Annotated in this window: 24 protein-coding genes; 17 read left to right on the forward strand and 7 right to left on the reverse strand. The window is 64.4% G+C overall.

Translation table 11 applies throughout. The features are described 5' to 3' along the window. Window positions 1-46: 46 nt before the first annotated feature. Window positions 47-703, reverse strand: coding sequence for a TetR/AcrR family transcriptional regulator (locus AB4Z09_RS02365; RefSeq protein ID WP_442239092.1), 657 nt, complete (start codon window positions 701-703; stop codon window positions 47-49). 129 nt (window positions 704-832) lie between these two features. Here AB4Z09_RS02365 and AB4Z09_RS02370 point away from each other — a divergent pair, with 129 nt between their 5' ends. Continuing rightward, window positions 833-3,292, forward strand: coding sequence for a beta-glucosidase (locus tag AB4Z09_RS02370; protein ID WP_442239093.1), 2,460 nt, complete (start codon window positions 833-835; stop codon window positions 3,290-3,292). 69 nt (window positions 3,293-3,361) lie between these two features. Further along, complete coding sequence (locus AB4Z09_RS02375) at window positions 3,362-4,189, forward strand: alpha/beta fold hydrolase (RefSeq protein ID WP_442239094.1); 828 nt, start codon at window positions 3,362-3,364, stop codon at window positions 4,187-4,189. A gap of 36 nt (window positions 4,190-4,225) precedes the next feature. Here the strand turns inward: AB4Z09_RS02375 and AB4Z09_RS02380 are convergent, their stop codons facing one another. Together AB4Z09_RS02380 and AB4Z09_RS02385 are read right to left on the reverse strand one after the other, a co-directional pair. Continuing rightward, complete coding sequence (locus AB4Z09_RS02380) at window positions 4,226-4,384, reverse strand: hypothetical protein (protein WP_442239118.1); 159 nt, start codon at window positions 4,382-4,384, stop codon at window positions 4,226-4,228. A gap of 150 nt (window positions 4,385-4,534) precedes the next feature. Next, entirely contained in the window at window positions 4,535-4,915 is a 381-nt protein-coding gene (locus AB4Z09_RS02385; protein WP_442239095.1) for a hypothetical protein, read from the reverse strand. 387 nt (window positions 4,916-5,302) lie between these two features. Between AB4Z09_RS02385 and AB4Z09_RS02390 the strand changes: the two genes are divergently transcribed. From AB4Z09_RS02390 to AB4Z09_RS02400, 3 genes are read left to right on the forward strand one after another with little or no spacing between them, the layout of a single operon-like run. Beyond that, a complete protein-coding gene (locus AB4Z09_RS02390) occupies window positions 5,303-5,596 on the forward strand; it encodes a type VII secretion target (RefSeq protein WP_181818800.1) in 294 nt (97 codons plus the stop codon). Window positions 5,597-5,630: 34 nt separating this feature from the next. Beyond that, a complete protein-coding gene (locus AB4Z09_RS02395) occupies window positions 5,631-6,380 on the forward strand; it encodes a hypothetical protein (RefSeq protein WP_442239096.1) in 750 nt (249 codons plus the stop codon). Next, window positions 6,377-6,760: a hypothetical protein gene (locus AB4Z09_RS02400; protein WP_442239097.1), complete on the forward strand. Its 384-nt coding sequence runs from the start codon at window positions 6,377-6,379 to the stop codon at window positions 6,758-6,760. The genes AB4Z09_RS02395 and AB4Z09_RS02400 overlap by 4 nt, the downstream gene beginning before the upstream one ends. A 54-nt stretch (window positions 6,761-6,814) precedes the next feature. Here the strand turns inward: AB4Z09_RS02400 and AB4Z09_RS02405 are convergent, their stop codons facing one another. Further along, a complete protein-coding gene (locus tag AB4Z09_RS02405; RefSeq protein ID WP_442239098.1) occupies window positions 6,815-7,507 on the reverse strand; it encodes an SIMPL domain-containing protein in 693 nt (230 codons plus the stop codon). A gap of 49 nt (window positions 7,508-7,556) precedes the next feature. Beyond that, entirely contained in the window at window positions 7,557-8,321 is a 765-nt protein-coding gene (locus AB4Z09_RS02410; protein WP_442239099.1) for an 8-oxoguanine DNA glycosylase OGG fold protein, read from the reverse strand. A gap of 139 nt (window positions 8,322-8,460) precedes the next feature. Here AB4Z09_RS02410 and AB4Z09_RS02415 point away from each other — a divergent pair, with 139 nt between their 5' ends. From AB4Z09_RS02415 to AB4Z09_RS02435, 5 genes are all read left to right on the forward strand, one after another. Beyond that, a complete protein-coding gene (locus tag AB4Z09_RS02415) occupies window positions 8,461-8,928 on the forward strand; it encodes an NfeD family protein (RefSeq protein WP_174909352.1) in 468 nt (155 codons plus the stop codon). Beyond that, window positions 8,928-9,791, forward strand: coding sequence for a slipin family protein (locus AB4Z09_RS02420; RefSeq protein WP_442239116.1), 864 nt, complete (start codon window positions 8,928-8,930; stop codon window positions 9,789-9,791). Before AB4Z09_RS02415 ends, AB4Z09_RS02420 begins: the two co-directional genes overlap by 1 nt. Window positions 9,792-9,858: 67 nt before the next feature. Continuing rightward, window positions 9,859-10,392, forward strand: coding sequence for a DUF3558 domain-containing protein (locus AB4Z09_RS02425; RefSeq protein ID WP_442239100.1), 534 nt, complete (start codon window positions 9,859-9,861; stop codon window positions 10,390-10,392). Window positions 10,393-10,416: 24 nt separating this feature from the next. After that, entirely contained in the window at window positions 10,417-10,788 is a 372-nt protein-coding gene (locus tag AB4Z09_RS02430; protein WP_442239101.1) for a hypothetical protein, read from the forward strand. Window positions 10,789-11,072: 284 nt separating this feature from the next. After that, entirely contained in the window at window positions 11,073-13,019 is a 1,947-nt protein-coding gene (locus tag AB4Z09_RS02435) for a TerD family protein (RefSeq protein WP_442239102.1), read from the forward strand. Window positions 13,020-13,086: 67 nt separating this feature from the next. Here AB4Z09_RS02435 and AB4Z09_RS02440 read toward each other — a convergent pair whose 3' ends face one another. Then, window positions 13,087-13,668, reverse strand: coding sequence for a T3SS (YopN, CesT) and YbjN peptide-binding chaperone 1 (locus AB4Z09_RS02440; RefSeq protein WP_442239103.1), 582 nt, complete (start codon window positions 13,666-13,668; stop codon window positions 13,087-13,089). Window positions 13,669-14,464: 796 nt separating this feature from the next. Here AB4Z09_RS02440 and AB4Z09_RS02445 point away from each other — a divergent pair. From AB4Z09_RS02445 to AB4Z09_RS02475, 7 genes are all read left to right on the forward strand, one after another. After that, window positions 14,465-17,029 carry a Z1 domain-containing protein gene (locus AB4Z09_RS02445; RefSeq protein WP_442239104.1) on the forward strand — a complete coding sequence of 855 codons (2,565 nt, stop codon included), beginning with the start codon at window positions 14,465-14,467 and terminating at the stop codon, window positions 17,027-17,029. Further along, on the forward strand, window positions 17,029-18,045 hold the full coding sequence (locus AB4Z09_RS02450; RefSeq protein ID WP_442239105.1) for a PD-(D/E)XK motif protein: 1,017 nt from the start codon (window positions 17,029-17,031) through the stop codon (window positions 18,043-18,045). The genes AB4Z09_RS02445 and AB4Z09_RS02450 overlap by 1 nt, the downstream gene beginning before the upstream one ends. After that, on the forward strand, window positions 18,042-20,033 hold the full coding sequence (locus AB4Z09_RS02455; protein ID WP_442239106.1) for a hypothetical protein: 1,992 nt from the start codon (window positions 18,042-18,044) through the stop codon (window positions 20,031-20,033). The genes AB4Z09_RS02450 and AB4Z09_RS02455 overlap by 4 nt, the downstream gene beginning before the upstream one ends. 71 nt (window positions 20,034-20,104) lie before the next feature. Beyond that, window positions 20,105-20,929, forward strand: a complete 825-nt coding sequence (locus AB4Z09_RS02460; RefSeq protein WP_442239107.1) for a hypothetical protein — start codon at window positions 20,105-20,107, stop codon at window positions 20,927-20,929. Beyond that, complete coding sequence (locus AB4Z09_RS02465; RefSeq protein WP_442239108.1) at window positions 20,926-21,681, forward strand: DUF6339 family protein; 756 nt, start codon at window positions 20,926-20,928, stop codon at window positions 21,679-21,681. Before AB4Z09_RS02460 ends, AB4Z09_RS02465 begins: the two co-directional genes overlap by 4 nt. A gap of 81 nt (window positions 21,682-21,762) precedes the next feature. After that, window positions 21,763-22,839 (forward strand): DNA cytosine methyltransferase, encoded by a 1,077-nt coding sequence (locus AB4Z09_RS02470; RefSeq protein ID WP_442239109.1) that lies wholly within the window; start codon window positions 21,763-21,765, stop codon window positions 22,837-22,839. 659 nt (window positions 22,840-23,498) lie between these two features. Continuing rightward, window positions 23,499-23,912: an AAA family ATPase gene (locus AB4Z09_RS02475; RefSeq protein ID WP_442239117.1), complete on the forward strand. Its 414-nt coding sequence runs from the start codon at window positions 23,499-23,501 to the stop codon at window positions 23,910-23,912. A gap of 9 nt (window positions 23,913-23,921) precedes the next feature. On the opposite strand, the gene AB4Z09_RS02480 is transcribed toward AB4Z09_RS02475, so the two are convergent. Then, window positions 23,922-24,762, reverse strand: an 841-nt coding sequence (locus tag AB4Z09_RS02480) for an FAD-binding oxidoreductase (protein WP_442239110.1), incomplete at its 5' end; no start/stop codon positions are given.

A 24,762-nucleotide genomic window follows, 5' to 3' on the forward strand; every position in this document is an offset into this window, starting at 1 on the left:
CCCCTTTGGGAGCTGACCCGGCCCGGAACAGCACGGGCCCAGATCGCTACGAGGCCGGACGGGCTCGGATCATGTCCAACGTCTCGTGCAGATACGCCGCGAACACCGCCGCCATGTCGACCGCCTCGGCGTCCAGCAGCCACTGCTGCTGAAGGCCGTCCATGATCGCGACCAGTCGGAACGCGTGCGCCTCGGGGTCGACGTCGGACCGGAACTCGCCGGACGTGATCCCGCCGCGGATGGCGTCCGCGATGAACCCCCGGATGCGGCGGTAGCGGGTGCGGGCCCAGGTGTGGGCGGGATGATCGGCGGTGGCGGACTCGGCGCTGAGGACCGTGAAGAGTTGGACGAGTCCGGGCACTCGCTGGTTTCGCTCGACCAGGTCGACGAGGGCCTCCATGGCGGCGATCCCGGTCAACGGCGCGGCGTCGGCGTCGACGAAGCGCTGGGCGTCCATCTCGTCGCGGAGGTCCAGCGTGGCGGCCAGCAGTTCTTCCTTGTTGCGGAAGTGGTGGAGCAGGCCGGGTTGGGAGAGTTCGGCACGCTCGGCGATCCGGGCAAGCGAGGCGCCGCGGTAGCCGTTCTCGGCGAACTCCTCCATCGCGACGTGCAGAATCCGGGCGCGCCGGGCCCGGCCGACGGCGTAGCTGCCGCCCCGTCGAGGACGGGTGGCTGCGTCTCTGCCCTTCTCGCGGGTGGTCACGGTCTCACTGTAGGCGGGAAAATGTAACGGCGAGATAACAAACCTAGTGCATACTCGGTATTTGCGGTTAGCCTCGATTCCAGCGGTCGAACAGGCCCGGTCCGCGTGACGTTCGAAGGAGTGCTGGTTGTGAACAGCCGAGACGGTGTGACTGCGGTGGACGAGGGCAAGCTGGGAAAGCTCCTCGCGGAACTGACGCTCGAGGAGAAGGTCGGTCTGCTGACCGGCGCGGACTTCTGGTCCCTCGACGCGATCGAGAAGATCGGCCTGCGCAAGGTCCTCCTCTCGGACGGCCCCAATGGCGTCCGGGGCACGACCTGGGACGAGCGTGACACCAGCCTGCTATTCCCGAACCCGTCGGCGCTGTCCGCCACCTGGGACCCGGAGCAGGTCCGGCGTGCCGGCGCCCTCATGGGTGCCCAGGCCCGGGACAAGGGCGTCGCGTGGCTCCTCGCCCCGAACATCAACATTCACCGCTCGCCGCTCGGGGGCCGGCACTTCGAGTGCTACTCCGAGGACCCGCAGTTGACCGCCGCGATCGTGGAGGGTTTCGTCTCCGGTGTCCAGGCCAACGGCGTCGCGGTGACGATCAAGCACTACATCGGCAACGAGTCCGAGACCGAGCGTATGACGTACGACGCGCGGATCTCGGAGAAGGCGCTGCGTGAGGTCTACCTGGTGCCCTTCGAGGCCGGGGTCCGCGCGGGCGCGTGGTCCGTCATGGCCTCGTACAACTCGGTCAACGGTGCGAGCCTGACCGACAACCGGCGGCTGCTCACCGAGGTCCTCAAGGAGGAGCTGGGCTTCGACGGCGCGGTCGTGTCCGACTGGTTCGCGACGCGCTCGACGGCCGCGTCCGCGAACGCGGGCCTCGACGTCGCGATGCCGGGTCCGCAGAGCCCGTGGAGCGAGGCGCTCGTCGCCGCGGTCCGCGCCGGCGAGGTCGCCGAGAGCGTCGTCGACGACAAGGTGCTGCGCGTGCTTCGGCTCGCCGCTCGCACCGGCTACCTGGACGGCTTCGCGGGACCCGCCCCGTCGACGACCCCGGCCGACGCGGGCGAGCAGTTGCGGGAGATCGCGGCGCGCGCCATGGTCGTGCTGCGCAACGAGGGCGGCGTCCTGCCGCTGGCTCCGGCGTCGCGCAGCCGCGTCGTCGTCCTCGGCCCGAACGCCGCGGTGCTGACCGCGCAGGGTGGCGGCTCCGCGCACGTCAACCCCACGCACATCACCAGTCCGTTGGCCGGGCTGCGCGAGGCGTTCGGCGACTCGGTCGAGATCGACTACCGGGAAGGCGTTTCCACGCAGCGCATCCTTCCCGCCATCCCGGCGGACGTCGCCCGCCACCCGGAGACCGGCGAGCCGGGCTTTCGCGTCGACTTCGTTTCGGCCGACGGCACCGTTCTCGCGACCGAGCGCCGGCTCGCGTCGCGTCTGGTGTTCATGGGCACCCTCCCTCCGGGCACCGCCGAGGTCCGCGTCCGGACCGATCTGACCGTCGCCGAGGGCGGCACCCACCAGTTCTCGGTGTCGGGTTCCGGGGAGTACTCCCTGAGGATCGGCGCGGCCGAGCCGCATGCGATCTCGCTCACCAGTGCCGACGACGACCCGATCGAGAATCTCGTCAAGCCGCCGGAGCATCGCGTCTCGGCCGAGCTCGTCGCCGGCACGATCAACGTCGAGATGCGGATGGTCGCACCGGACCACCCGATGGTGATGTTCGGCCTCAACCACGAGGCGCCGCGCGAGGCTGCGGACGCGGCGTTCGCCGCTGCCGTCGAGGCCGCGCGGAACGCGGACGTGGCGCTGGTCTTCGTCGGCACCACGGACGAGGTGGAGAGCGAGGGCTTCGACCGTGCCGATCTGCTGCTTCCGGGTCGGCAGGACGAGCTGGTGTCGGCGGTGGCCGCGGTGAATCCGAAGACGGTCGTGGTCGTCAACGCCGGTGCACCGGTCGAAATGCCTTGGCGGGACGAGGTTGCGGCGGTGCTGTGGGCGTGGCTGCCGGGCCAGGAAGGCGGCGGTGCGATCGCCGACGCGCTCACCGGCGTCGTCGAGCCCGGCGGCCGGCTGCCCACCACCTTTCCCGCGGTCGGCGCCGACTCGCCGGTGCTGTCGACGCAACCCGTCGACGGCGTCATCGACTACGCGGAGGGCTCGACGTTCGGGTACCGCGCGTACGAGACCGCCGCGATCGCCCCGGCCTACCCGTTCGGGCACGGTCTCGGCTACAGCACTTGGTGCTACGAGGGAATCACCGCCGCGGAGACCGAATCGGGCGCGGTGACGGTCGAGGTGGCCGTCCGCAACACCGGCGTGCGCACCGGACGCGAGGTCGTCCAGCTCTACCTCGGTGGCGAGGGGGCCGGCGGGAACGACCCGCTGCGGCTGGTCGGTTTCGCGTCGGTGAACGCCGACGCGGGGGAGGCGGCGACCGCGCGAATCACCGTGGACCGCAGGACCCTGGCGCGGTGGGACGAATCGGCGGCGGCGTGGCGGGTCGCGGGCGGTTCGCGGACGCTGGTCGCGGCGCGATCGGCCTCCGACCGTCGGCTGACGACCGAGATCGAACTGAAGGACTCGGCGGTGTGAGCCGGGGACCTGTGATGACGCCCACCTTTCGCCCGAAGAACCCCTGAACCCCAACGAGGAGAACGCAATATGACCGTCAATCTGTCCCGCATCACGATCTCGCGCGGCGAGCTGTCCTTCTTCGAGGCGACGCCCGAGGCCGGCGCGGAGGTCAAGGGCACCGTCGTCATGGTCCCCGGATTCACCGGCTCCCGGGAGGACTTCCTCGCGATGGCGCCGTTCGTCACCGCCGCCGGTTACCGCCTGATCTCCTACTCGCAGCTCGGCCAGTACGACTCGGACGGCCCGGACGGCCCGGATGCGGTGGGCGAGTACACGATTGCCAAGTTCGCCCGGGACCTCGCCGAGGTGCTCGACAAGGTCGCGCCCGGCGAGAAGGTCCACCTCCTCGGCCACAGCTTCGGTGGTCTCGTCACCCGGGCCGCCGTACTGAACGACCCGGCGCGCTTCCTCGACTACGTGATCCTCGACTCGCCGCCGAGTGGGCAGAACCTGGACATGGACCTGGACATGGGTCAGATCCCGGCACTGCTGGAGGAAGGCGGCAACGAGGCCCTGTGGGAGGCCATGTTCGGAGCCCTGCAGGAGGCCTTCCCGGCACCGGTCAAGGAGTTCCTGCGGGGCCGCATCCTGGCCACCAAGACCGCGAACATCGCCGGCATCGCCCTCTCCATGAGCGCCGAGCCGGACCGCGTCGAGGAGCTGGCGGCGACCCGTCTGCCGATCCTGGTCGTCGCGGGCGAGGAGGACGTCATTTCAGTGGAGGTCCAGGCCGACGTCGCGTCCCGGCTCGGCGTGAAGTTCGAGATCATCGCCGGGGCCGGCCACACACCGAACGAGGAGAAGCCCGAGGAGCTGACGAAGGTGCTCGTCGACTTCTGGAGTCAGACCGCCTGACGCCGAGACGGATGCCCGACACATTCGGGTGGTCCGTCACGACGCCTCGAACCGGGCCTCGACATCCGCGCTGATGCCGATGCGTTCGGGGGTCAGCTCGATCGCCGGCCGGCCGGTGTCGGCGCTGTCCGGGGCCGCGGCCGATGCCGCCATCATCCGCACCGCGGGAGGGCCGTAGATCTGCAACGGCGACACCGGAGTCGTCGCTGCTGACCCGGGAGCTGCTCTGCACCGCCATCGCCCGCGCCCGGACCGACGTGCGCATTGTCGGGACCGAGGAGGCCGTTTCGGGCTGCCGTGGGGCGGCGGGTGTTGCGGGCGAGTGGGTTGCGGCGGTGGTGACCCCTATTGCTCGTTTGTGCTTTCACCTGTGCGGAGCGGGCTTCGTTCGGCACCCATCGGCACCGCGGCGCGCGCGTAGTCGGGATGGGGGTTGCCGATGATCAGACGGGTGCCGTCCTCGCTGACGGTCGCTCGGGCGAACTCGTGGATCCAACGCGCGGCCGCGGCGGTGACGACCAGCAGGAAGAGCCCGGCGAAGAGCGAAAGGGCGGCGAGGCCCTCTTGTGAGGATTCGACCAGCACTCTCGGCACGGCGATGAGCAGGACCAGGGTGACCGCGAGTAGCGCGGCGGACCGGGCGCGCCGTCGGCGGAGCCAGCGCCGACATGCGACGCAGCCATGCGTCGTGACGGTAGTCGAATAGGCCGTTGCCAGGCGGTCCATTCCTCGATGGATTCGGGCCCAGCCGAACATGAGATCGTGCAGCAACTGCGATCGACGAGGCTTGAGATCGAAGTCGGTCGTGGGCCGTGAATAGCATCGAAAGCGCCTCGACCACGTCCCCGGTTCACCGTGCGCCACACAGAGTTCGGGCATCGGTACCGCGGCGAATCGCATCACCTTTCGAATTTGAGCATGATCCTTCCATCGGCCGAGTTCGTCGTCAGACCCTTCACGCAGAGGGAAAGCGACCTGGTCCGTCGTTGAGGGAGCCATGATCGGTATGCATAGCCTCCGATCGTGGCCCAGTGCAAGTATTCCCGGCCCCACTGGTACGTTGCGAACGTGACCGGGACCGGGGAGGGCCGCGGCCAGAGATTGGGGGATGCGGTGCTGGTCGATCCGAATGCGCTGGATGTTTTCGCTGCCAGGTTGGGGGAACTCGCCGGGCAAGTATCGGAGGCTACGGCCTATCTGGAAGAGCACCTCTCGATCGGAATGGCCGACGGTCGCATCTTCCTGTCGGTTGCGCCCACGGTCTCCGAGCTTCGGACGCTTTTGGTGGACAACGCCGCCGCGATCGGGCGCCTGGTCGCCGTGTCGGGTGAGGAGATCGCCCGCACCGCCGAACAGTACCGGGCAACCGATTCGACGAACGCGACGGCATTGGACCGCGTGTACTGAGCGCCACTGAAGAACCGTCGGAAGGGGGGACCCGATGACTGATGACCCACGGAGCGCGTTACAGGAACCGGTTGCTGAGGATCCGGTACCGGATCCGCTCGAGAACGCGCTCAGCGGTTCCTATCTCAGCCCGACCTATTGGCTGACCGCGCCCGTCATGGGGGCACTCGGAATCATTGGGGTGGAACAGAACCCGATCGACACGATCGCGGATTCGGTCGCCGGTGACTGGGCGGCAGTGCAGGAGGCTGGTCGTGCGGTGAAGTCCCTCGGTGGCTTCACCGCACTGATGTCCGAGGCGCTGTCGTCGGCGACGAGCACCGCTGTGCAGTCATGGGAGGGCGACGCCGCCGATTCGGCCGCCGGCTACTTCGACGAGCTGGTTCGCGCCGTCGAGTCTCAGCAGCACGCAATCAATTCGATGGGGGACGAACTGGAGACTGTGGCACTCGGCATGTATGAGTTCTCACAGTCCATCAAGGGACTGCTGGCGATCGCCACGGATCTGATGATCCAGTTCCTGATCGAGTTGGCCGCGGCCGGTGCCTCGACCATCGCAGCTGCCACCGGAGTCGGTGCGATCATCACCGCGAGTGCCTGGGCCGTGGCACTCGCCACCGGGTGGAAGGTCTTCCAAACGATCCAAAAGATCCTCGACGTCCTCAACAAGGCTTTTCAGGGTGCGCAGGCCGTTACCGGCCTGATCACCGGCTACATGGGCGCTATCGGAGATGCAAAGCTCCCGGCCCTGCCCGGCGCTGCCTCCGGTCGAGGCGGGGTGTGACAGTGGTCGAAGAGCATCCGTTGCTTCCCTCGCTCGAGAACGATCCGGCGATGGCGCTGCAGCTGAGGAAATCCCTACAGACTCTGTCGGATGCCACTCCCGATCAGGCCTTCAAGTCGATGGTTACCGAGGTCCTCGCGGGGCGGATGAGTCTGCGCGACGTCGTCGACTCGACCACCTTCTCGGGTGTCGTCAATCCGCTGGTTGTCGGATCTCTCACCGAGTTGTCACAGTTGAGCTCCGAAGAGAAGGAAGCGCTTGCAGCGCAGGGGCAGCGGAGGATCGAAGAGGAGTACGCAGCCTCGATCGCCGCTGCTCCCGCGGACGGTGACGACGAGTATTTCGATGACCGGCCGCCGATCCTGGGCACCGACTGGTGAGCACAGGCCCGGCGTCCGTGTCGCTGCTTGTCTCCCGCGCAGTGTCGAGCCCTCTCAGGAAGTCTCGAACCGGGCCTCGACGTCCGCGCTGATGCCGATGGGTTCGGGGGTCAGCTCGATCGCCGGTCGGCCGGTGTCGGCGCTGTCCGGGGCCGCGGCCGAGGCGGCCATCATCCGCACCGCGGGCGGGCCGAAGTCGGGGCGCTGCCCCGGGTTCAGCATGCCCGGGTCGGCGAGGGCAACCGCCTCGATGCGCTTGCTGCCCAGGCTCCGTGTGTAGCCCTTGGCCTTGGCGAGCGCGTCGCGGACCGCGAGATCGCGCACCCGGGTGAGGGCCGTGCCGTGGGCCTTCCGGGTGAGTGTCCACTGCAGATGCCCGACGTCGACGCCCTCGATCGCCGATACTCGGTCGACGAAGGCTGCGACCGCGTCGAGGTCGCGGAAGGTGACCGAACCGGTGGTCGTCGAGCGGTAGTTCCACGGAAGCTTCTTGCCGTTCGGGTGATACGGCCGATACCGGGAGTGCTGGACCTGATCGATCGACGACCGACGGAGCGGGCGCTGCGAGTCGTTCTCCAGTTCCTGGATCAGCTCGGCCAGTGCTGCCGCAGACTTCGCGGTGGGGTCGGCGGCCTCGGCGCGGGTGGCGCCGTCGAACGCGATGTTCAGTCGCACCACGCACCGGTTGGGCATGAACGAGCGCTCGGCGTGGCCGGTGACCGTGATCGTTACGGGATTCGTGGGCATGAGGCCAGTCTCCCCGACAGCACCGACAGGTCAGTACGGAATGGACCGCTCAGAACAGGGTCGGCTCGGCCCGGGCGCCGCTGCGGGCCTCCTGGACCCGGGCGTTCCACCGTTGGACCAGCCACATCTCGATCAGCTCCGGGTGGGTCCGGGCCTGGATCGACCACGTGCGCAGCAGCTCCTGGTACCGGTCGTAGCGGCGGAGCGTGAAACCACTGACCGACGTGTCCTCGAGCCAGCCCTCGTGGATCAGCGTGGATACGCCGTGCTGGTCGATCATCTGCGCCCGGATACCCTCCCGGGTCACACCGACCGCCCACAGGTAGACCGCCAGGAGGGACACGCCGACGCCGGGAGTGTCGGGCCAGCCGGACCAGTTGCTGCTCGACGCGGGCGGCAGCGTCCGCGCGGTGGCGCAGTGGTCGAGGATTAGTTTGATCTTCCGGAGGGGGTCCTTCGGGGTGTAGGCATCGAACACGTCCGGCAGACGTCGGGTGGCGCGCCGGTTCGGGTGGGCACTGCGCCACGCCGCGCACAGGAACAGCAGGCCCAGTCCGTTGTGATCGGCGTCGAACAGTTCGCTGTCGAGCCGGAGATCGTTGCGCTGCACGATCGCGGTGCCGCGGTTGACGACCCGACCGTCCAGATCCCGTCCGTGGAGAACGATCTCGTGCTTGCTCTCCCGGAGATGGTGGTTCCACCAGTTGAGGTCCACCTGGACGCCGTCGTCCAGCACGTGGAGCGGATAGGCGCGGGCACCACACCACTGCATGCACGCCTCCGGCGGCTCGAATCCCTCGTCAAGCAGATGCATGCCGCGATGATCGCACCAACCACCGACGCGGCGGTGCACGACACGGTGGCAGTACCGAGGAAGCGCGCCTACCTTTGACAATGAGGGCTCGATCGCGAGTGGCTACGCGAGCCGACCGGGCCCTCGCGGGTGACTACAGATGGCTGCGTTGGGTGTGTTGGCACTGGTCGTGGGCGTGCTGCTGATCGTGATCGAGGCGCACGTTCCGACCTTCGGCGCGCTCGGCATCACGGGCACGCTGCTCTCCGCGGCCGGCGTGTGGCTGCTGTTCACCTCCGGTGGGCTGGGCATGGAGATCGCCGTCCCCGCCGCGGCGGGTGTCGCCGTCGTCGGAGTCGGGGCGGTCGCCGTGACCGGCCGGAAGGTCTTGAGCGCGCGGCGCGAACCTGTGCGGACGGGGGCGGAGTCGATGATCGGGTCGGAGGCCACCGTCCGCAGCTGGGACGGCGACCACGGTCAGGTCGAGGCCGACGGCGGATTGTGGCGCGCCCGAATGGAGTTCGGCTACACCGAGACGCCGCGAGCGGGGGAGAGCGTCGTCGTCGAGCACGTCCGTGGACTCACGTTGAGCGTGCGCCGTCGTGAACCGTGGGAGCTGTCATGTTGATGACCATTGCCCTTGCTGTCATCGTTGTCGCCCTGCTCGCCGTCATCGTGGCGTCGGCGGCCGTCCGGGTGCTGCGCGAGTACGAGCGGGGTGTGCTGTTCCGGCTGGGTCGGCTCGTCGAATTGAGGGGACCCGGTCTGGTCCTGCTGATTCCGGCCGTCGACCGGATGGTGCGGGTGAGTCTGCGAACCGTCACGCTGAACGTTCCCATGCAGGAGGTGATCACCCGGGACAACGTGCCGGTCAAGGTCACCGCGGTCGCGTACTTCCGGGTGGTCGATGCGGATCGCGCGATCGTCGGCGTCGAGGACTTCTTCGCGGCGACGTCGCAGATCGCGCAGACGACGCTGCGGTCGATCCTCGGCAAGGCAGAGTTGGACGCCCTGCTGGCCGAGAGGGAGCGGTTGAACGAGGATCTGCAGAAGGTGATCGACCAGCAGACCGAACCGTGGGGCGTGAAGGTCACCACCGTCGAGATCAAGGACGTGGAGATCCCGCGGGACATGCAGCGGGCCATCGCGCGTCAGGCTGAGGCCGAGCGCGAGCGGCGCGCCAAGATCATCAACGCGGAGGCCGAGTTCCAGGCGTCCGCGAAGCTCGCCGAGGCCGCAGACGTGATCAGCCGCAACCCGACCACCCTGCAGTTGCGCTACCTGCAGACCCTGGGGGAGATGAGCGGGGAGAACAACTCCACCGTCGTCTTCCCGCTGCCGCTCGACCTGGTCCGGCCGTTCCTGAAGACGGGTCCGGCACCGGAGCCGCAGTCGGAACACGCGGCGCTGCCCGCCGCCCGGACCGAAATCGACGCACTCATCTCGGCGTGGATGTCGCTGCAGCCCGACACACAGCGCGCGGGCAAGTAGTCGATTCCTCGACTTCGCGGGAAGGAACCGTTCGCCCACACGCTGCGTCCAACTAGTGTGGTGGCTCGTGACAGGGGAGGTTCGCGTGCGGATTGCGCTATGTGTGTTGTGTGCGGCGCTGGTGCTGGCGGGGTGTGCCGTCGAGACGACGGGGGAGGCTGCGCCACAAGCCAAGGTCGCGGGGGAGCCGGTTTTCAGTCCGTGCGACGACATTCCCGACGAGGCGATCCAAGCGATTGGGATGGATCCGGCCACCGAATCGCGTGACATCCTCGACGTTGACCAGCCCGGCTGGAACATCTGCGGGTGGAACAGCGATCAGTACTCGTTCAGCGTCTTCTCGACGGTTCACGCACTCGACGAACTCCGGCAAAACGACGCCTACGCCGAGTTCGAACCTCTACAAGTCGCCGGGCGAGACGCGCTCGTGTTCCGAAGCACGTCCTACCCTCCGACTCAGCGCAGCTACCTCGCGGTCGGTACTGCAGAGGGGATGGTGATGACCTCGGTTACCGATTGGGACGAGGATCCGATGAAGCAGCCTCCGAAGCAATTTGTGGTCGAGGCATTCCAGACGCTACTTCCCTACATACCGCAGTAGGTGATGGCGAGAACGGGGGGCGGAATGATGACCGACAGCGGGGCCTGGGAGGGGCTCATCAGGAGCGCCGAGAGCGGAGAGTTGTACCTCGAACAGGGGACCGCAAGGGCGTGCGCCGCGCACTGCGCGACTCTCCTGAGACAACTTCGGTCGATTCGTGATCGTGCGGCCGAGCTCGGCGAAGTCGACGGATTCGGAATGCTGCCTAGCGGACAGTCACTTGCAGAGAAGTTCGGCAGGAAGGCCATCGGCGGTGACTACTCGCTCGTCCAGGCATTGACGGACCATATCGAAGTGGTCGATCAGATGCGCGCGGTGTTCGAGACGATCGATGCTCGTTTCTCGGATGTTGACAACGATACTGCGTCGAGTTTCCGAGGCGTCGAGCACGGATGACTGGTGGCGGTCCGCGCCGTTGCACGGGCCCACCCGTCGTGGTCAGCGCCTCCGACGTCATCAGCCGCAACCCGACACGCAGTGCGCGGGCAGTTCGCCGGGATCTCACCACCGTGAGTTCTTCGACGTCGTCGGGTGCGGTCGCTCTGCCCCGTGCAACCGGGAGTCCTGTCCCAACTCGGTGGTAGGTCGCCGTCCGACCTGTCGGTTCGATGGGCAATGATGTCCAGGCAATTCTGCGCCGGGGGATTGATACGGCCCAGGCACGACTACGGAGGTAACGCATGACCAGGGCGGGCGTGTACGAGACGCGGGCTCACTCGATGCCGACAGGCCACAAGTGGGTGGTGGTCGATGTCGAGACGTCCGGCCGTCGTGCCGCATCGCACAGAGTCCTGAGCCTGGCTGCGCTGGTGTTGCGCGAGGACGGATCCGTCGAGCGCGAGTTCTCCACACTCCTGAATCCCGGATGCGACCCGGGGCCCGTCGAGATCCACGGCCTCACCGCTGATCGGCTGGCGGGCGCGCCGCGATTCGACGAGGTCGCCGACGAGTTCGCGGAACTGCTGTCCGGACAGACCATGGTGGCGCACAACGCGTCCTTCGACTTCGGGTTCCTCGACGCGGAGTTCCAGCGGGTCGGCGTGGCAACCCCGATCGAGAATCGTCTGTGCTCGCTGGCACTGTCGCGGCGTCTCGAACTCGACGTCCCCAATCACCGGCTGTCCACCCTCGCCGAGTACTGGCAGATTCCGCAGCTCATCGCGCACGACGCCTACGACGACGCGCGGGTGCTCACCGAGGTGTTCACGCGGAGCGCGTCATTGGCTGAGGCGCTGCAGCTGCCGCTGCCCGTCGTCAGCTGCCGGGGCCGCCGCACGACCGTGTACCCCGACCAGGTGAAGCGGGTGCCGTCCGAGTTCGAGAACCCGGGTCGGCTCGGTCCGGCGACCGGGCTCGTGCAGGGCATGAAGGTGGTCATCAGCGGCTCCACCCGGACCCCGCGACTTGCGTTGGCCGCCAAGCTGTCCGGCGCCGGGTTCGACGTCATGAATTCGGTGAGTCGCAAGACCAGCGTTGTAGTGTGCGACGATCCGCTCTCGCAGAACGCGAAGGTGCGAAGGGCCGTCTCGGACGGGATCCCGGTCATCTCGGAAGCACAGCTGGACGAGTTGCTGGCGCGGGTCGAGCCGGGCGTGGCGAAGGCGGAGTCGACGCGCATCGTGCTCCCCGCCGTGCCCGAGCCCGTCGTGGAACGGGCAGCTGTCGAAGAGGTTCGGGTCGTCTCGGTCGCCATCGAGCCTGCCGAACCCGTCGAGCCGGTGACGGTCGTTCCCGAGGTGATCGCCGCGGAGGACCCGCAGCCCCAGATCGTCCCGGCCGCACCGACACCCACAGCGACTGCGCGGCCGGCCCCCGTCAGCAGGTCCACGCCGTGGCGCGGACGTCGGGTGTTGCTGATGGGCGGGTCTCATCTCGACTGTGTGCTGATGCGTTCGCGGATCGTCCAACTCGGTGCGCGACCGTCGCTCAATCTCACCGCCGCCGTCACGGACGTGCTTGTCCTGGCAGACGGTGAGTCCGACCGCCGCATGGCTCGGGTCGAGGCGCGCGGACTCCCGCTGATCCGTGAGGCCGACGTCAACGAGGCACTCAGCTCGGGCGTCGTCCCCGTGCACATGCGCGTCGAATCGCGCTTGTCCGCACCGATGTTGGCGCGCGGGCAGGTGGTGGATCTTCCGCCGAAGGCGTCGTCGTGGGCCGTCAACGTGGCCTGGCGGGCCGAGAATGTGGGGGACGAGTTCGAGGTCGACGTCGTCGCCTTCCTCCTCGGCGAGGACTTCCGGGTGGATTCGGACCAGGACTTCGTCTTCTACAACAACCCGGTCGACGAGGACAACGCGGTCGAGCTCTCGATCGACGGTGGCAGCGAGCAGTGCATTCGCGTCGACCTCGCGGCGCTGCCGGCTGAATGCCACCGCATCGTGATCGCCGCGGCCATCGACGGCGAGCGCACCTTCGGCGACCTCGGGGCCGTGTCGGTCAGCGTCGACGGACCGGACAGCACGTTCGCGACGTTCGTGCTCGACGCGGGCACCGTCGAGCGGACCATGGTCCTCACCGAGATCTACCGGCGCGGCGGCGCCTGGCGGATCCGCGCCGTCGGCCAGGGCAACGAGGACGGCCTGGCGGCCCTGGCGACCGGATACGGCCTGGAGGTCGACGACTGACGTCCGATGTGACACGGAACGAGCGGACGTCGACGGCGCGAGTGGCGCCGCCGACGTCACTGCGGGCTTACGCCTTGGGTTCTCCGACGGCGATGGTGGCGCCGAGGTCGCCGGCGTCGTGACCGCAATCGCAGTCGTCACCACAGCCGCCGCAACCGCCCGCGTAGGAGTCGTCGTCGGCATCGCAGTCGAGGGTGCCGCCGAACTTCGCCGCGAAATCGTCGTCGAGCTCGTGGGTGAACTCGTGAATCTCGTCGACCAGGTTGATCAGGTGCTGCGGCGCGAACGGGTCGGCGTCGAGGACCGTCGAGACCAGCAGGTGCTCGTCCTCGAGGGTGAAGCGCAGACGCGGCCACTCCGTGGACAGCTCGACGAGCTGCTCGACGGCCTTGGTGCGGTCGGAGATCCCGGTGACGAGCGAGGACCACACGTGCAGCTGCGGGCCATCGTCCGCCACGGTGACATACACGCCGAAGCCGTGCACGGGGACGAGGATGTCGCCGTCCTCATCGGTCTCGGGCGCACTGCTGAGCAGTTCGGTCAGCGTCCGCACGGACAGGCTGTGCAGCTGGTCGCGCTCCTCCGTGGCGATCGCAAACGCGCCCTCGAGCTGGAGCGGCTGTTCGGTGGTGTCGTGCTCGGTCATCATTCCCCTGTCCGGCGCCGGCCGGATCTACGGTTCGGGCGCTGCAAAGTCGGTGGTTGGTGGGTGTCCACGGTATCGCGGGGCTGGTTGGACAGGCGCGGGAGGATGTCCGTCGTAACGGCGCTCGGCGTACTTCGACGCTCGATGCTGGATGCAGCGGCGGTGTCACGGCTTGACCTCGCAGGCATAGCCATGGCCAGATGCGCGGCGAGCTGTCGAGCTCGGTTGCGTTCGCTTTATCTCGGCCGCGATCGTGCGGGGTTCTGCAACTCCGCTGTGGTCATCGTTCCGGATCCATGTGCCGAAATCGCGTTTGGGTAATGAGGGATTGAGTGAACAGAGCCCGAGCGGAGGAGCCACCTCGACAGGCGTGGGCGGGATTGCTGACTTCGGCTGCGATGTGTGCGTCGGGCGATTCTCGCAGCGGGCGAAGACCCACGGGTCTTCTAGCAGGGGCAGCTAGCAGTGCGCCTGGACATGCGGGACTTCGGCTCCAGCGGATGGTTTTGGTTCCGACATGTCATCTTGCCAAGAGAGACACGTGCACGAATCTACGACGTGTCTCGATCGAGTCATCATGAACTGCAACAGACGATGGAGTGGCCGATGATTCTCCAGGACTACTGCCATTCGAGTCTTGCTCACCGGCTCCCTCCGGTAACCGCTGAGCCCGAATCCGGTGATGGCCCGATCTGGATCGTGTCTATGCAAGTGGTCTCCGACTGGCGGCCTACACTAGCCGCACTTGCCTGATTGCATTTGAGCAAGCCGTGGTCATCGAGAACTTCTGGGGGATGTGTTGAGCGCTGAGTTCGACGAGCAGTACGCGCACTTTGTGGATCTGATTGACAGCAAGACGCCGCAAGACGCAGTCAACATGCTGTCAATGTTCGGTGTCCCGGACGCGCTGATTCAACAGATCCGTGAACGGCATGAGCTCGAGGCCATCAAAGTTCGCGAGAGAGATAGTGCGCAGTCTGTTGTTCTTGACAATCGATCAACCTGGTACACAGGACCGCAGACGAATGACACGTGCTGGCCTGTCCTTATCAAACAGCTGGGCAAGAAGGACTGGTCCCGGGAGTCTATCGGCGCTCTGGATCGGTCATCGACGCAGGTAGTGTCGTTGCTTAATCACCCCAAAGAAAAGCAGTTCTCCACGCGGGGTCTCGTCGTCGGACACGTGCAATCCGGCAAGACCACAAACTTCACAGCTGTCATGGCGAAAGCTGCGGACAGGAACTACAAGCTGTTCATCGTCCTCGCTGGCATCCACAACGGGCTTCGTCGTCAGACTCAGTTGCGCCTCGTGCAGGATCTGATCACACCTAACGCGGCCAATTGGATGCAGCTCACCGTGCCAGAGAAGGATTTCACGGCCCCGGCGAACGCTGCAGCATACTTCGCGAAGAGCAACAAGCAGCATGTCTTGTGTGTGATCAAGAAGAACGCGGCTGTACTAAGAAGATTTAGGCAGTGGCTCGATACGGCCTCAGGGTATCTGGTGGACTGCCCAGCACTCATCATCGACGACGAGGCCGATCAGGCAACTGTCGCGACCAAGACAATCAACCCGCTGATCCGCGACATCATGGATCGGCTCCCCAAGTCGGCATACGTGGGGTACACGGCGACTCCGTTCGCAAACTTGCTAATCGATCCGGCAGCCAAGGACCTCTACCCGAGAGACTTCATTGTCAGCCTCCCAAAGCCGGACGGACATTTCGGTACCGAAGTGCTGTTCGGACGGGACGTGCTTGACGGTGAGGATCCCGAAGATGTAGACGACGGTTACGACATGATTCGTGAAATCCAAGACCACGAAGTTGACCTGGTTCGTCCACGTACGCGCGCGGAAAAAGACGACTTCGAACCGGTCATCGGCGACGCACTCCGGGATGCAATCCACTACTTCTGGCTGAATACCGCCGCACGTAGGGTTCGGGGAAGTGGAACGAAGCATGCGACAATGCTGATTCACACAAGCGTAAATACGGCGATTCACAACAGCTTCAGAGATCCGCTAACAGACTTTCGCGCCGAGGCTGAGTCGCTGCTTGCATCGGGGGACTCTGAGCTTCTCGACGAACTCCGCGAACTGTGGGGTGCCGAATCAGCCAAAGTTCCCGCCTTAGAATTTGGCCACACTCCTGTTTCGTTCGATGAATTACTCGTTGAACTTTCGCGCGTCATTGCGGATTGCGAGATCATCCTCGACAATGCCAGCAGTAAGGTTCGCCTCGACTACGAAGGAGATCCGGTAGTAGCAATCGCGGTCGGCGGAAATACACTGTCGCGAGGTCTGACGCTCGAAGGATTGTCGGTGAGCTACTTCGTTAGATCGGTGTCGGCCTACGACACACTTCTGCAGATGGGGCGCTGGTTCGGCTACCGCACTGGCTACGAGGACCTCCCACGTGTCTGGATGACGGCGGAGCTTCGGGATTGGTTCCGGCATTTGGCTACGGTCGAGTCAGAGATCCGCCGCGACATCGGTGTCTACATGGTCGAGGATAAGAGGCCGACTACTTTCGCGGTCCGCATACGCACGCATCCTTCGTTGCGTGTTACCGCTGCGGCGAAAATGAAGGATTCAGTGAGGGCTGCGTCCGCGTATGGTGGTCAACGTATTCAGACACGGTACTTTGACTTGGATACCGAGACTCTGCTGGGAAATCAATCTGCAGCGAGACAGCTCATCGCAGAAGTCATCGCCAATCGCACCCGCGATGACCACGCGCCCATGGAAGGACGATACCTTTGGCGCGGGGTTCCGTTCCAGGACGTCCTCAAATTTATCCAGAGCTATAGCTTCCATGCAAAGTCGCAAGAATGTGACGCGAATCTTCTGGCTCAATACATCAATCAGCGGGTCAATAGGTCTGCGTTGCGCAAGTGGAATGTGGCGATTGTGGGAAAGAAGCCGTCTGGCGGTTCGGATACTACGTTTGATTTCGCGCCAGGTATCGACGTCGAACGCGTCACTCGTGCAAAATTGAAGGACAGTGGCGTCATTGATATCAAGACGCTGATGAGTCGTCGGGACGCAGCCATCGACCTGGATGTGAGCGGTGTTGCCGGCGAACTCTCGGAGGCTGCCATAGTGCAGCTACGGCGCGAACAGGCAAGTGACACAGGGCTACTCGTGTTGTATCCGATTGACAAGGATTCAGTGCCAGGCGAACGTACGGCCGAGAAGCGTGTCGGGCTCAACGCCCCTGAACACGTCATCGGAGTGGGCCTGGTGTTTCCCACTCCGTCGGGTGACGACAGTGAAGTTGAGTGGGAGTACGTCAGTGCCGACCTGTCAGGTATCGAGATCGAAGAGGCTGACCTCAGCGAGTTGGAACTCGAGGAAATCTGATGGCGGGTTCGTTGCGGGATGTACTCATAGATCATTGGAAGGCCTTGGAATCGGATCGCCCGACGGGAGCGCATCGCATGCGGACTTCGGAGCTTCCGGTTGACGGCAATGGTGGCCCGTTGCTTGCGGCAGTCGATGCTGATGGCCTGCGCCATATCCTTGTACCCATCTTGAGGAACCAGCGGGTGCGGCGGCAGGCGGAGGGCGTAAATCTTCGGGTAAGCGAACGTGCACTGGAGACAAGTTCAACGTATGTACGTTATGCGGACGTGAGCTGCCTGAACCGCGAGCTGAACGACCTGTTCAGTGATGTCTGCTCGGATGTGCTGCTGGCGGTGGCAACAATGCCGTCCAAGGCGCTTGGGGCGACAAATCATGTGTTGGATCGTTGGCGTTCATTGTTCGCTACGTCGACTGTCGTTCTCAGAGAGTCCCGTCTTACGGGCCTGTTCGCTGAGCTGTGGGTCTTGCGTCGACTTCTACGTCAGAGTTCCTCTGCGGTGTGGGCATGGGCGGGTCCGGCGGGTCACCGTCACGATTTTGCCTTCGGTGCAGATGCGTTCGAGGTGAAGGCTACAACGGCGACAGACGGGCGCAGGGTGAGAATTCATGGCCTGGACCAGCTCGACGCGCCTCATAATGGGAGCCTTTTCATGACGTGGATGCGTCTTCATCAGTGCACAGACGGCGAGAGTCTCGTAGATCTGGTGGACGATGTGTTGAAGCTCAGCGACGACCAGGCGGCGCTTGTCGACAAGCTCAAGCGGGCGGGGTATCGGCTGGATGACTCGGATTGGTACCGAGACGTGCGATTCGAGGTCGTCGAGGACGCCTGGTATGTAGTAGACACCGACTTCCCGCGTCTTACCAGTGCACAACTTTCAGACTCGGGCCTTCCTGTCTGTGTGTCCGATGTCGAGTACACAATCGAGTTGCCGGATCCTGCAGCCTCGGGCCTGGATGCCTCCGCTGTTGATGCCCTGCATGCGCGAGTCACGAAGGATATCGCCCCATGAAGTTCGGCTGGGAGTCCCAGATGTATCCACCCCACGGCGCTACCGCTGCGGAGGGAATCCGTAACCAGCTCGGCCGGCCAGCACTCAACTATCTGACAGTTCTTGTCCGAGAAGCTGCCCAGAACAGTTGGGATGCACGGAGTGACACTCGGCCAGTCGACTTCCGGATTGAGCTCAACGACCTCGGTGCCGGAATGGCCCCCGTCTGGCGGCGGCTTCTTGAGCCGACGGCTCCCACCGTCTCTCAACTGCCGCTCCGCCAGAGCTTGGCAAAGCCAATCCGGGTCTTGTCGGTATCCGACCGCGGGACAAAGGGGCTGGGGGGTCCGACGCGAGCCGATAATGCGGTAACCACCGACAACAACTTCGTTTCGTTCGTCCGGAATATCGGTGAGCCCCGAAACCGGGACTTCGGTGGCGGTACATACGGGTTCGGGAAGGGTATATTTTACCTCCTTTCTCGTACTGGCACCGTTCTGATCCACACGCGGTGTCGTGTTGAAGGCGGCTTCGAAACGCGATTAATCGGGTGCAGCCTCTGGAAGAGCTACTCGGTCGGTGATGGGATGGAAGGTAAGCGTTTCACTGGTCGTCATTGGTGGGGCGATACTTCCGGCGAAGTGATCGAACCGTTCGTTGGTGCCGCTGCAGAGAGGCTAGCCCATCAGCTAGGCTTCGAGCAGTTTGGAGAGAAAGAAACCGGCACGACCATCATAGTCGTCGATCCAGACCTTGACGACCGTGAACCCGATGAAGCCGCCCGCGCGATCGCTGATGCGATCGCGTGGAATCTATGGCCAAAAATGATCGACAAGCCTGACGGATCACCCTCCGATATTCGATTCTCGGTATTGTGCAACGGCAACGCTGTTCCGATTCCGGACCCCTTAGAAACCTCGCCACTGAGACTATTCGTGCAGGCGTATCGCAAGTTGGACGAGCCCGAGTCGAACGAGTTGTGGGTCAAGAGCCCGAAGATTTACCTCGGGAAGCTGGGTCTCCACAAGACGATGATGAAGCCGTTTGAGCCGAGCTCTGTCGCGGAGGAATGCGGCTTTAAAGACACGTCGCATCATGTTTGTCTAATGCGTACGCCCGAGCTCGTCGTCAAGTATTTGAAGGGCCCTGCGACAGGCGCCCGTTTTACGTCCTACGCCGGGGTCTTTCGCGCTGATGCCACGGTCGACGAAGCATTCGCGAGATCGGAACCGCCGACCCACGACGACTGGCGCCACGAGCCACTCGAGGGCACCGACCGCAAGGTTGTGCGTGTCACGTATCAGCGGATCAAGGAGAGCCTCAGTTCACTCGTTGAGCTCGGCTCTGAGGTGGTGAGCGCGACCGTGAATGCTCCACTCGGGGCAGCGAGCCGGCAATTCTCCTCGTTGGTCGCTGGATCGTTCGGCTTCGGAGGGATGACCGCGGCCATCTCGCCAAAGAACGATCATCCAGCCTGTCCAGTGCAAGACCAGGATCTAGCGCAGACTCCGAAAGGGGGAGGGCGGCAGGGCGACGGGCGTGAATCTTCAAGACAAGGCGCAGGACACGATCGTTCCCGAGATTTGGCGCAATTTGGAGGTGGATACGGCGGTGGCGCGTCTTCGCGTGCCGCCCGCAGCGGACTTGGCCGACACCGCGCTGGCGCCCGGCCCCGCATCGTCTATGTCGGCGAACCCGGGATCGAAATCCGAGGCGGTGATGCTGTTGTGGTCCAACGTTTTCGAATCACAGAGCCAGGTAGTTACTCGGTCCGGGCGGACGTCGGCGTCGCAATCCCATCCAACAAGGGAAAAGAGACGGATCCGCCGGTGAACGCGACACAGCCTGTCGTTCTTGGTTGGGATACCGATGACCACGATGCGTTCGTCAAGGCGGCCAGTCTCGACATCGCGGGAGGCGACACCATCTGGAAAGTGATCGTCCGCCCAGCGCCGGACACGGTGACATCGATTGATCTGGTCGCAGAGCGGAAGGCCGTCGAGGTATGAGCCGCACAGCATTCCCGTACCGCGTCCCAAGAGACGGAGTCGTTACCACCGCCAGCTGGCAGGTCCTCGTCATGGACGCGTCGTTCGATCTCCAGGATCACCTGCCGGACTGGGACTACAACACTGATCTGTCGCTTACCCGCATAGTCGACGTCGATCTTGACCAGTTGCGTTCAGACACCGGACTTCCATCCGGTGCCAACTTTGCTCTCTCGGTAGTCTGGTCGGCGTCCGGCTCCGGTATGCGGGCTCCCGCGTTCCGAGAGGTGCTCGCCGGCACAGGAGTTCGGAGGGTGGCAATTCGCACAACCTTGCGTGGTTCGGATCTCGGTGGCACCCTTACCCTCGACACGATCCTGACCTTAGCCCGCGACCAAGGCGACGTAGCAGCCTTCGCTCCACGTCGCGGCGGCTCGTTGCTGTGGTCGGATAGCCAGTCTCTTCGCTTGCAGGGTGACGCTCCGCAGTTCCCGATCGCGATTGTTGATTTTGCTTCGACGCCGTACCCCGCCGAAGCGGCGTGGTACGTCAAGGTCGGAGCGAACATGCATGCTGCCACGATGGGTTCGTTGCTCCTTCTTGTTAATGAAGCTAATGTGCCTGCTTCGACGGCCTTCAAGAATGCCTCGAGCCCACGGCCGGTCGATATGGCGATAATTTCCTCGACATACAATGATGTCGCACGAACCCTAATCGAGCATGCGCTGATTAATGCCGAATTCGATGACGAGACTTCGTATCCTGAAGACAGTCTGGGAATGATGCTGCAGTCTCTGATTCAGATGCGGTTTCCTGATGAGTCTTTTGAGGACCTCCGTAGGCAGCGAGATAATTCGCCGACCGCGTTCTCTGCTCGGGTCCAGGCGTCCGTCAAGATTTTCGAGGAGATTGCGTGAGTATTCTGTATCCACGGCTTCTTCCTGAAATTGCGCGTGCACTGCATGAGGAATATAGGTTCTTACCGATTATTGAACTTGGGGACCGATGGCGTTCCAGCGAAGACAGTGCGGTTTACGTCGCGACCGGTGGTGCTCGTGTATCCCCTGAACAGCTTGAGTGCGTCCGTAAGAATGTGTGCAAGCTGGCTGAGGACGCGGGATTCCCAGGCGAAGCGCCGGCCGGTGACCGGAACGCGTTTGACCTTGAGGTCGCGAAGTACCTGCACAGTGAATCCGGAATGGTTCCAGCAGAGGCCGCCTCCGGCGATATCTGGGCCTTCCTGGCGCTGATTCTTCTGCCTGACGTGGCGTACTGGCGCTACCCGGAGCCGCCGGGTGACCGCGTGCTTGCCAGCGACATCACTCGACACGTCTTCGGCCGGCTGTGGTGGAGGGCACATTTGGTCCAGCAGCCTGACAGCGAGGATCCGTATGCATATCTCGGATTGCTCGGTGAGTCCGAGTTCGATCAGATATACGCTCGCCGTACGTCATTGGGTGCCAGTTCGTTCGTGGTCAGAATGATCTTGAAGGTCTGGGCTGAGTTGGACGAAACACCGTCGCGCCGAGAGATTCTTCGTGACTTCCTCAAACGACTTCTTCGGCTGGCCGCTTTCACACGCTTCGATGCTCAGTCGGAGGACGAACTTGCGGAAACGCTGCGGGACACATTGCATGAGTCTGTGCGGGAGATTAGAGCTGGCCTCTAAGTAGGAACGGGGGTGGGGCCCCAGAGCGCTGGACGGTCGGGTCGATTCTAGGTTGTCTGCTCACCACGTTAGGGTTGCTCCATGCCCGTTCCGCTTCCAATTCGTACCCTTGACCTTTTCGCTGGAGCGGGGGGTCTTTCCGCAGGTCTACACGCTGCGGACCGGCGGTTCGAGGTGACTCAGGCGGTCGAGATGGACCTCGCAGCGGCCGCAACCTACAACGCGAGCTTCCGTCGGCCGGTCTACGCGGGCAGGATCGAGGATTGGCTCCAAGAGGAAGACGTCCCAGAGGTCGACGTTGTCGTGGGAGGGCCGCCGTGTCAAGGATTCTCTGCTCTCGGAAGGCAGGACGCCGCCGACGTACGCAACAAGATGTGGTGGCACTACGCCGAGGCGGTGCGCCGCGCCAAACCTAAATTCTTCATTTTGGAGAATGTTCCGCAGTTCCTGAAGTCTCCGGAGTTTGAGCTCTTCCGCAAGAGTCATGAACCTGGCGCGCAGCTATCTGAATATACGTTCAGTCAGTACGTTTTGAACTCCGCTCATTATGGCGCCGCGCAGGCCAGAAAGAGAACCATCGTGATCGGTCGTCACCGTGACATTGAATCGCCTGGCATGCCGGAGCCCACGCATCTGGATAAGGCAGTAACAGTCGCAGAAGCGCTCGCCGGTGTGTCTGTTAACGTCACGGAAACGGAATTGCCAGAAACCTATACGGAGTTCGGTGGACAGATTTTCCGAGGGGCCTTCAAGACTCCCGAACTCCACCTGACTCGAACGTTTACGGACCTCTCGCTCTTGCGTTTTGCGTCGATCCCCGCTGGCGGGAATCGATTTGACATCCCGGATGAGCTTCAAGCGAACTGCTGGCGCAAGCATCGGTCGGGTTCGGGAGACGTCATGGGGCGTCTCCGGTGGGACAAACCATCGGTTACGATTCGGACGGAATTCTTTAAGCCGGAGAAGGGGCGATACTTGCATCCAACGGCTAACCGCTCAATTACACACTATGAGGCCGCCCGAATTCAAGGGTTTCCGGAAGATCATCAGTGGGTTGGCTCGAAGACGGCGATTGCTCGTCAGATCGGAAATGCCGTGCCGATACCTCTGGGTGCGGCGATCGGTCGAGTCGTGGCGGCAGGACTGGCTCGATCCTGACCTGGTTGCCTGAATGACTGCCCGCAGGTTGACGAGGGGTGCTCTGCCGGCAGTCGGTCGCGCTTGGGGCGCTCTCGCTGTGTTCGTTGAACATGTTGCCGCTCAGGGTGATTAGCGGTCTATTGATGCGGGCGAAGGCAATACGGGTGCGGCGGTCGCTCTTGTCGGGTTGAAGGCGATCGGGCGGTGGTGTTGCCGCCTCTATCGAGTGCGCGAGGCAGATCCTGGATGTGCATTTCTGGGTGGTGGCGCTGACGCCCAATGGCGGAAGTGGGGGGTGCTGTATCACACTCCTCGCCCTCCGGTAGCGGGCTCTCCACGGCCAGGCGGAGTGGCCGAATATCGGACCCTCGCCAGGGAGGTCTTTTTTGAGGTGCGGTCGCGATGATCGTTGCATCTAGTCGAGCGGTCTGACGTTGTTGAAGTGCTCGGCCGTTAGACCGTCGAGGGAACGGCGGTCGTCACGAAAGTTCGTTGGCTTGGTGCGGCGCCCGCCGTCGAACCCAAGGTCCGCTGGCCGCGCCCACCCACGCGAGTGATTTAGCGCGAATATGCGCTAATATTTCGAGCAGTGGAGATCCAAGGAGGGGCGATGATCGATCTCCCACGACAAGCTAGCCCGACTGCGTGCGCTGCGCCCCGGTGCCGCAGTAGAGGAGCTGTCCTGGACCGGTGACGATTTCGCGCACATCGCCGTGGAGCAGGCGCGGATCGAAGAAGCCGCGGCCCGCGGTGGCTCGCCTGTGCTGATCTGCGACACCGACAGTTTCGCCACCACCGTCTGGGAGCGGCGCTACCTCGGAACCGACAGCAGGCGCGCCTGGGAGGGCGTGACCGACCGGCGCGCGCTCTACCTGCTCACCGATCACGCCGGCGTGCCCTTCGTGCAGGACGGCATTCGCGACGGCGAGCATGTGCGTGCCGAGATGACGCGGTGGTTCGAGGACGCGCTGACGGCGACCGGGCGGTCGTGGGTGCTGCTGACCGGTCCGCTACCCGACCGCGTGGATCTCGCGGTGCGGGTGGTCGACCTTGCCCTGGCGCAACGCGCGTCGTTCGGGGCGCCGCTGTAGAACGTGGGGTCAGGACAGGACTGCGCCAGGGTTGAGGATTCCCAGCGGATCCAGCGCGTTCTTGATCCGCCGGTTCAGGTCCATGACGTCCTCGCCGAGCTGCCCCGGAAGCCAGTCACGCTTGAGTCGTCCGACACCGTGTTCGCCGGAGATGGTGCCGCCCAGGGCGATTGCCAGCTCCATGACACGAGCGAAGGCGGTGTGGGCGCGGTCGGTCATGTCAGGGTCGGTGGGGTCGAAGACGATCAGGGGGTGGGTGTTGCCGTCGCCGGCGTGGGCGACGGTGCAGATCAGGACGTCGCAGTCCTCGGCGATCGCCTCGACCCCGGTGATCAGCCGCGGCAGTTCCTGCATCGGCACGCCGACGTCCTCGAGTAGCAGGCTGCCCATCGCCTGGACCGCGGGGAAGACGGATCGTCGCGCGGCGGTGAAGGCGTCGCCCTCAGCAGGATCGTCGGTCGCGAACACCTCGGTGGCGCCGTGCTTTTCGCACGCCGCGACGATGGTCTCGATCTCCTGTGCGCCCGCGGCGCCGGGGGCGTCGGACTGCGCCAGCAGCAGCGCCCGGGCATTGCGGTCCAGGCCCATGTGGATCGAGTCCTCGACCGCGTTGATGCTCGCGTGGTCCATGAACTCGAGCATCGCGGGCCGGATCTTGCGGGTGATCGCGAGGACGGCGTCGGCCGCGGCCTCTACCGAGTCGAACGAGGCGACGACCGTCGACGCCGGCGGCTGCGCCGGGATCAGCCGCAGCGTCAGCTCGGTGATGATGCCGAGCGTGCCCTCGCTGCCGACGAACAGCTTCGTCAGCGACAGCCCGGCGACATCCTTGAGGAGCGGACCACCGAGA

The sequence above is a fragment of the Rhodococcus sp. TAF43 genome, from assembly GCF_052113525.1.
GTDB lineage: Bacteria > Actinomycetota > Actinomycetes > Mycobacteriales > Mycobacteriaceae > Prescottella.

Coding starts and splice junctions, on each gene's coding strand:
- AB4Z09_RS02435 (WP_442239102.1), top strand. CDS start 11,073: ATGACCAGGGCGGGCGTGTACGAGACGCGGGCTCACTCGATGCCGACA.
- AB4Z09_RS02470 (WP_442239109.1), top strand. CDS start 21,763: ATGCCCGTTCCGCTTCCAATTCGTACCCTTGACCTTTTCGCTGGAGCG.
- AB4Z09_RS02440 (WP_442239103.1), bottom strand. CDS start 13,668: ATGATGACCGAGCACGACACCACCGAACAGCCGCTCCAGCTCGAGGGC.
- AB4Z09_RS02395 (WP_442239096.1), top strand. CDS start 5,631: ATGACTGATGACCCACGGAGCGCGTTACAGGAACCGGTTGCTGAGGAT.
- AB4Z09_RS02375 (WP_442239094.1), top strand. CDS start 3,362: ATGACCGTCAATCTGTCCCGCATCACGATCTCGCGCGGCGAGCTGTCC.
- AB4Z09_RS02430 (WP_442239101.1), top strand. CDS start 10,417: ATGATGACCGACAGCGGGGCCTGGGAGGGGCTCATCAGGAGCGCCGAG.
- AB4Z09_RS02450 (WP_442239105.1), top strand. CDS start 17,029: ATGGCGGGTTCGTTGCGGGATGTACTCATAGATCATTGGAAGGCCTTG.
- AB4Z09_RS02455 (WP_442239106.1), top strand. CDS start 18,042: ATGAAGTTCGGCTGGGAGTCCCAGATGTATCCACCCCACGGCGCTACC.
- AB4Z09_RS02385 (WP_442239095.1), bottom strand. CDS start 4,915: ATGGACCGCCTGGCAACGGCCTATTCGACTACCGTCACGACGCATGGC.
- AB4Z09_RS02415 (WP_174909352.1), top strand. CDS start 8,461: ATGGCTGCGTTGGGTGTGTTGGCACTGGTCGTGGGCGTGCTGCTGATC.
- AB4Z09_RS02460 (WP_442239107.1), top strand. CDS start 20,105: ATGGACGCGTCGTTCGATCTCCAGGATCACCTGCCGGACTGGGACTAC.
- AB4Z09_RS02405 (WP_442239098.1), bottom strand. CDS start 7,507: ATGCCCACGAATCCCGTAACGATCACGGTCACCGGCCACGCCGAGCGC.
- AB4Z09_RS02410 (WP_442239099.1), bottom strand. CDS start 8,321: ATGCATCTGCTTGACGAGGGATTCGAGCCGCCGGAGGCGTGCATGCAG.
- AB4Z09_RS02420 (WP_442239116.1), top strand. CDS start 8,928: ATGACCATTGCCCTTGCTGTCATCGTTGTCGCCCTGCTCGCCGTCATC.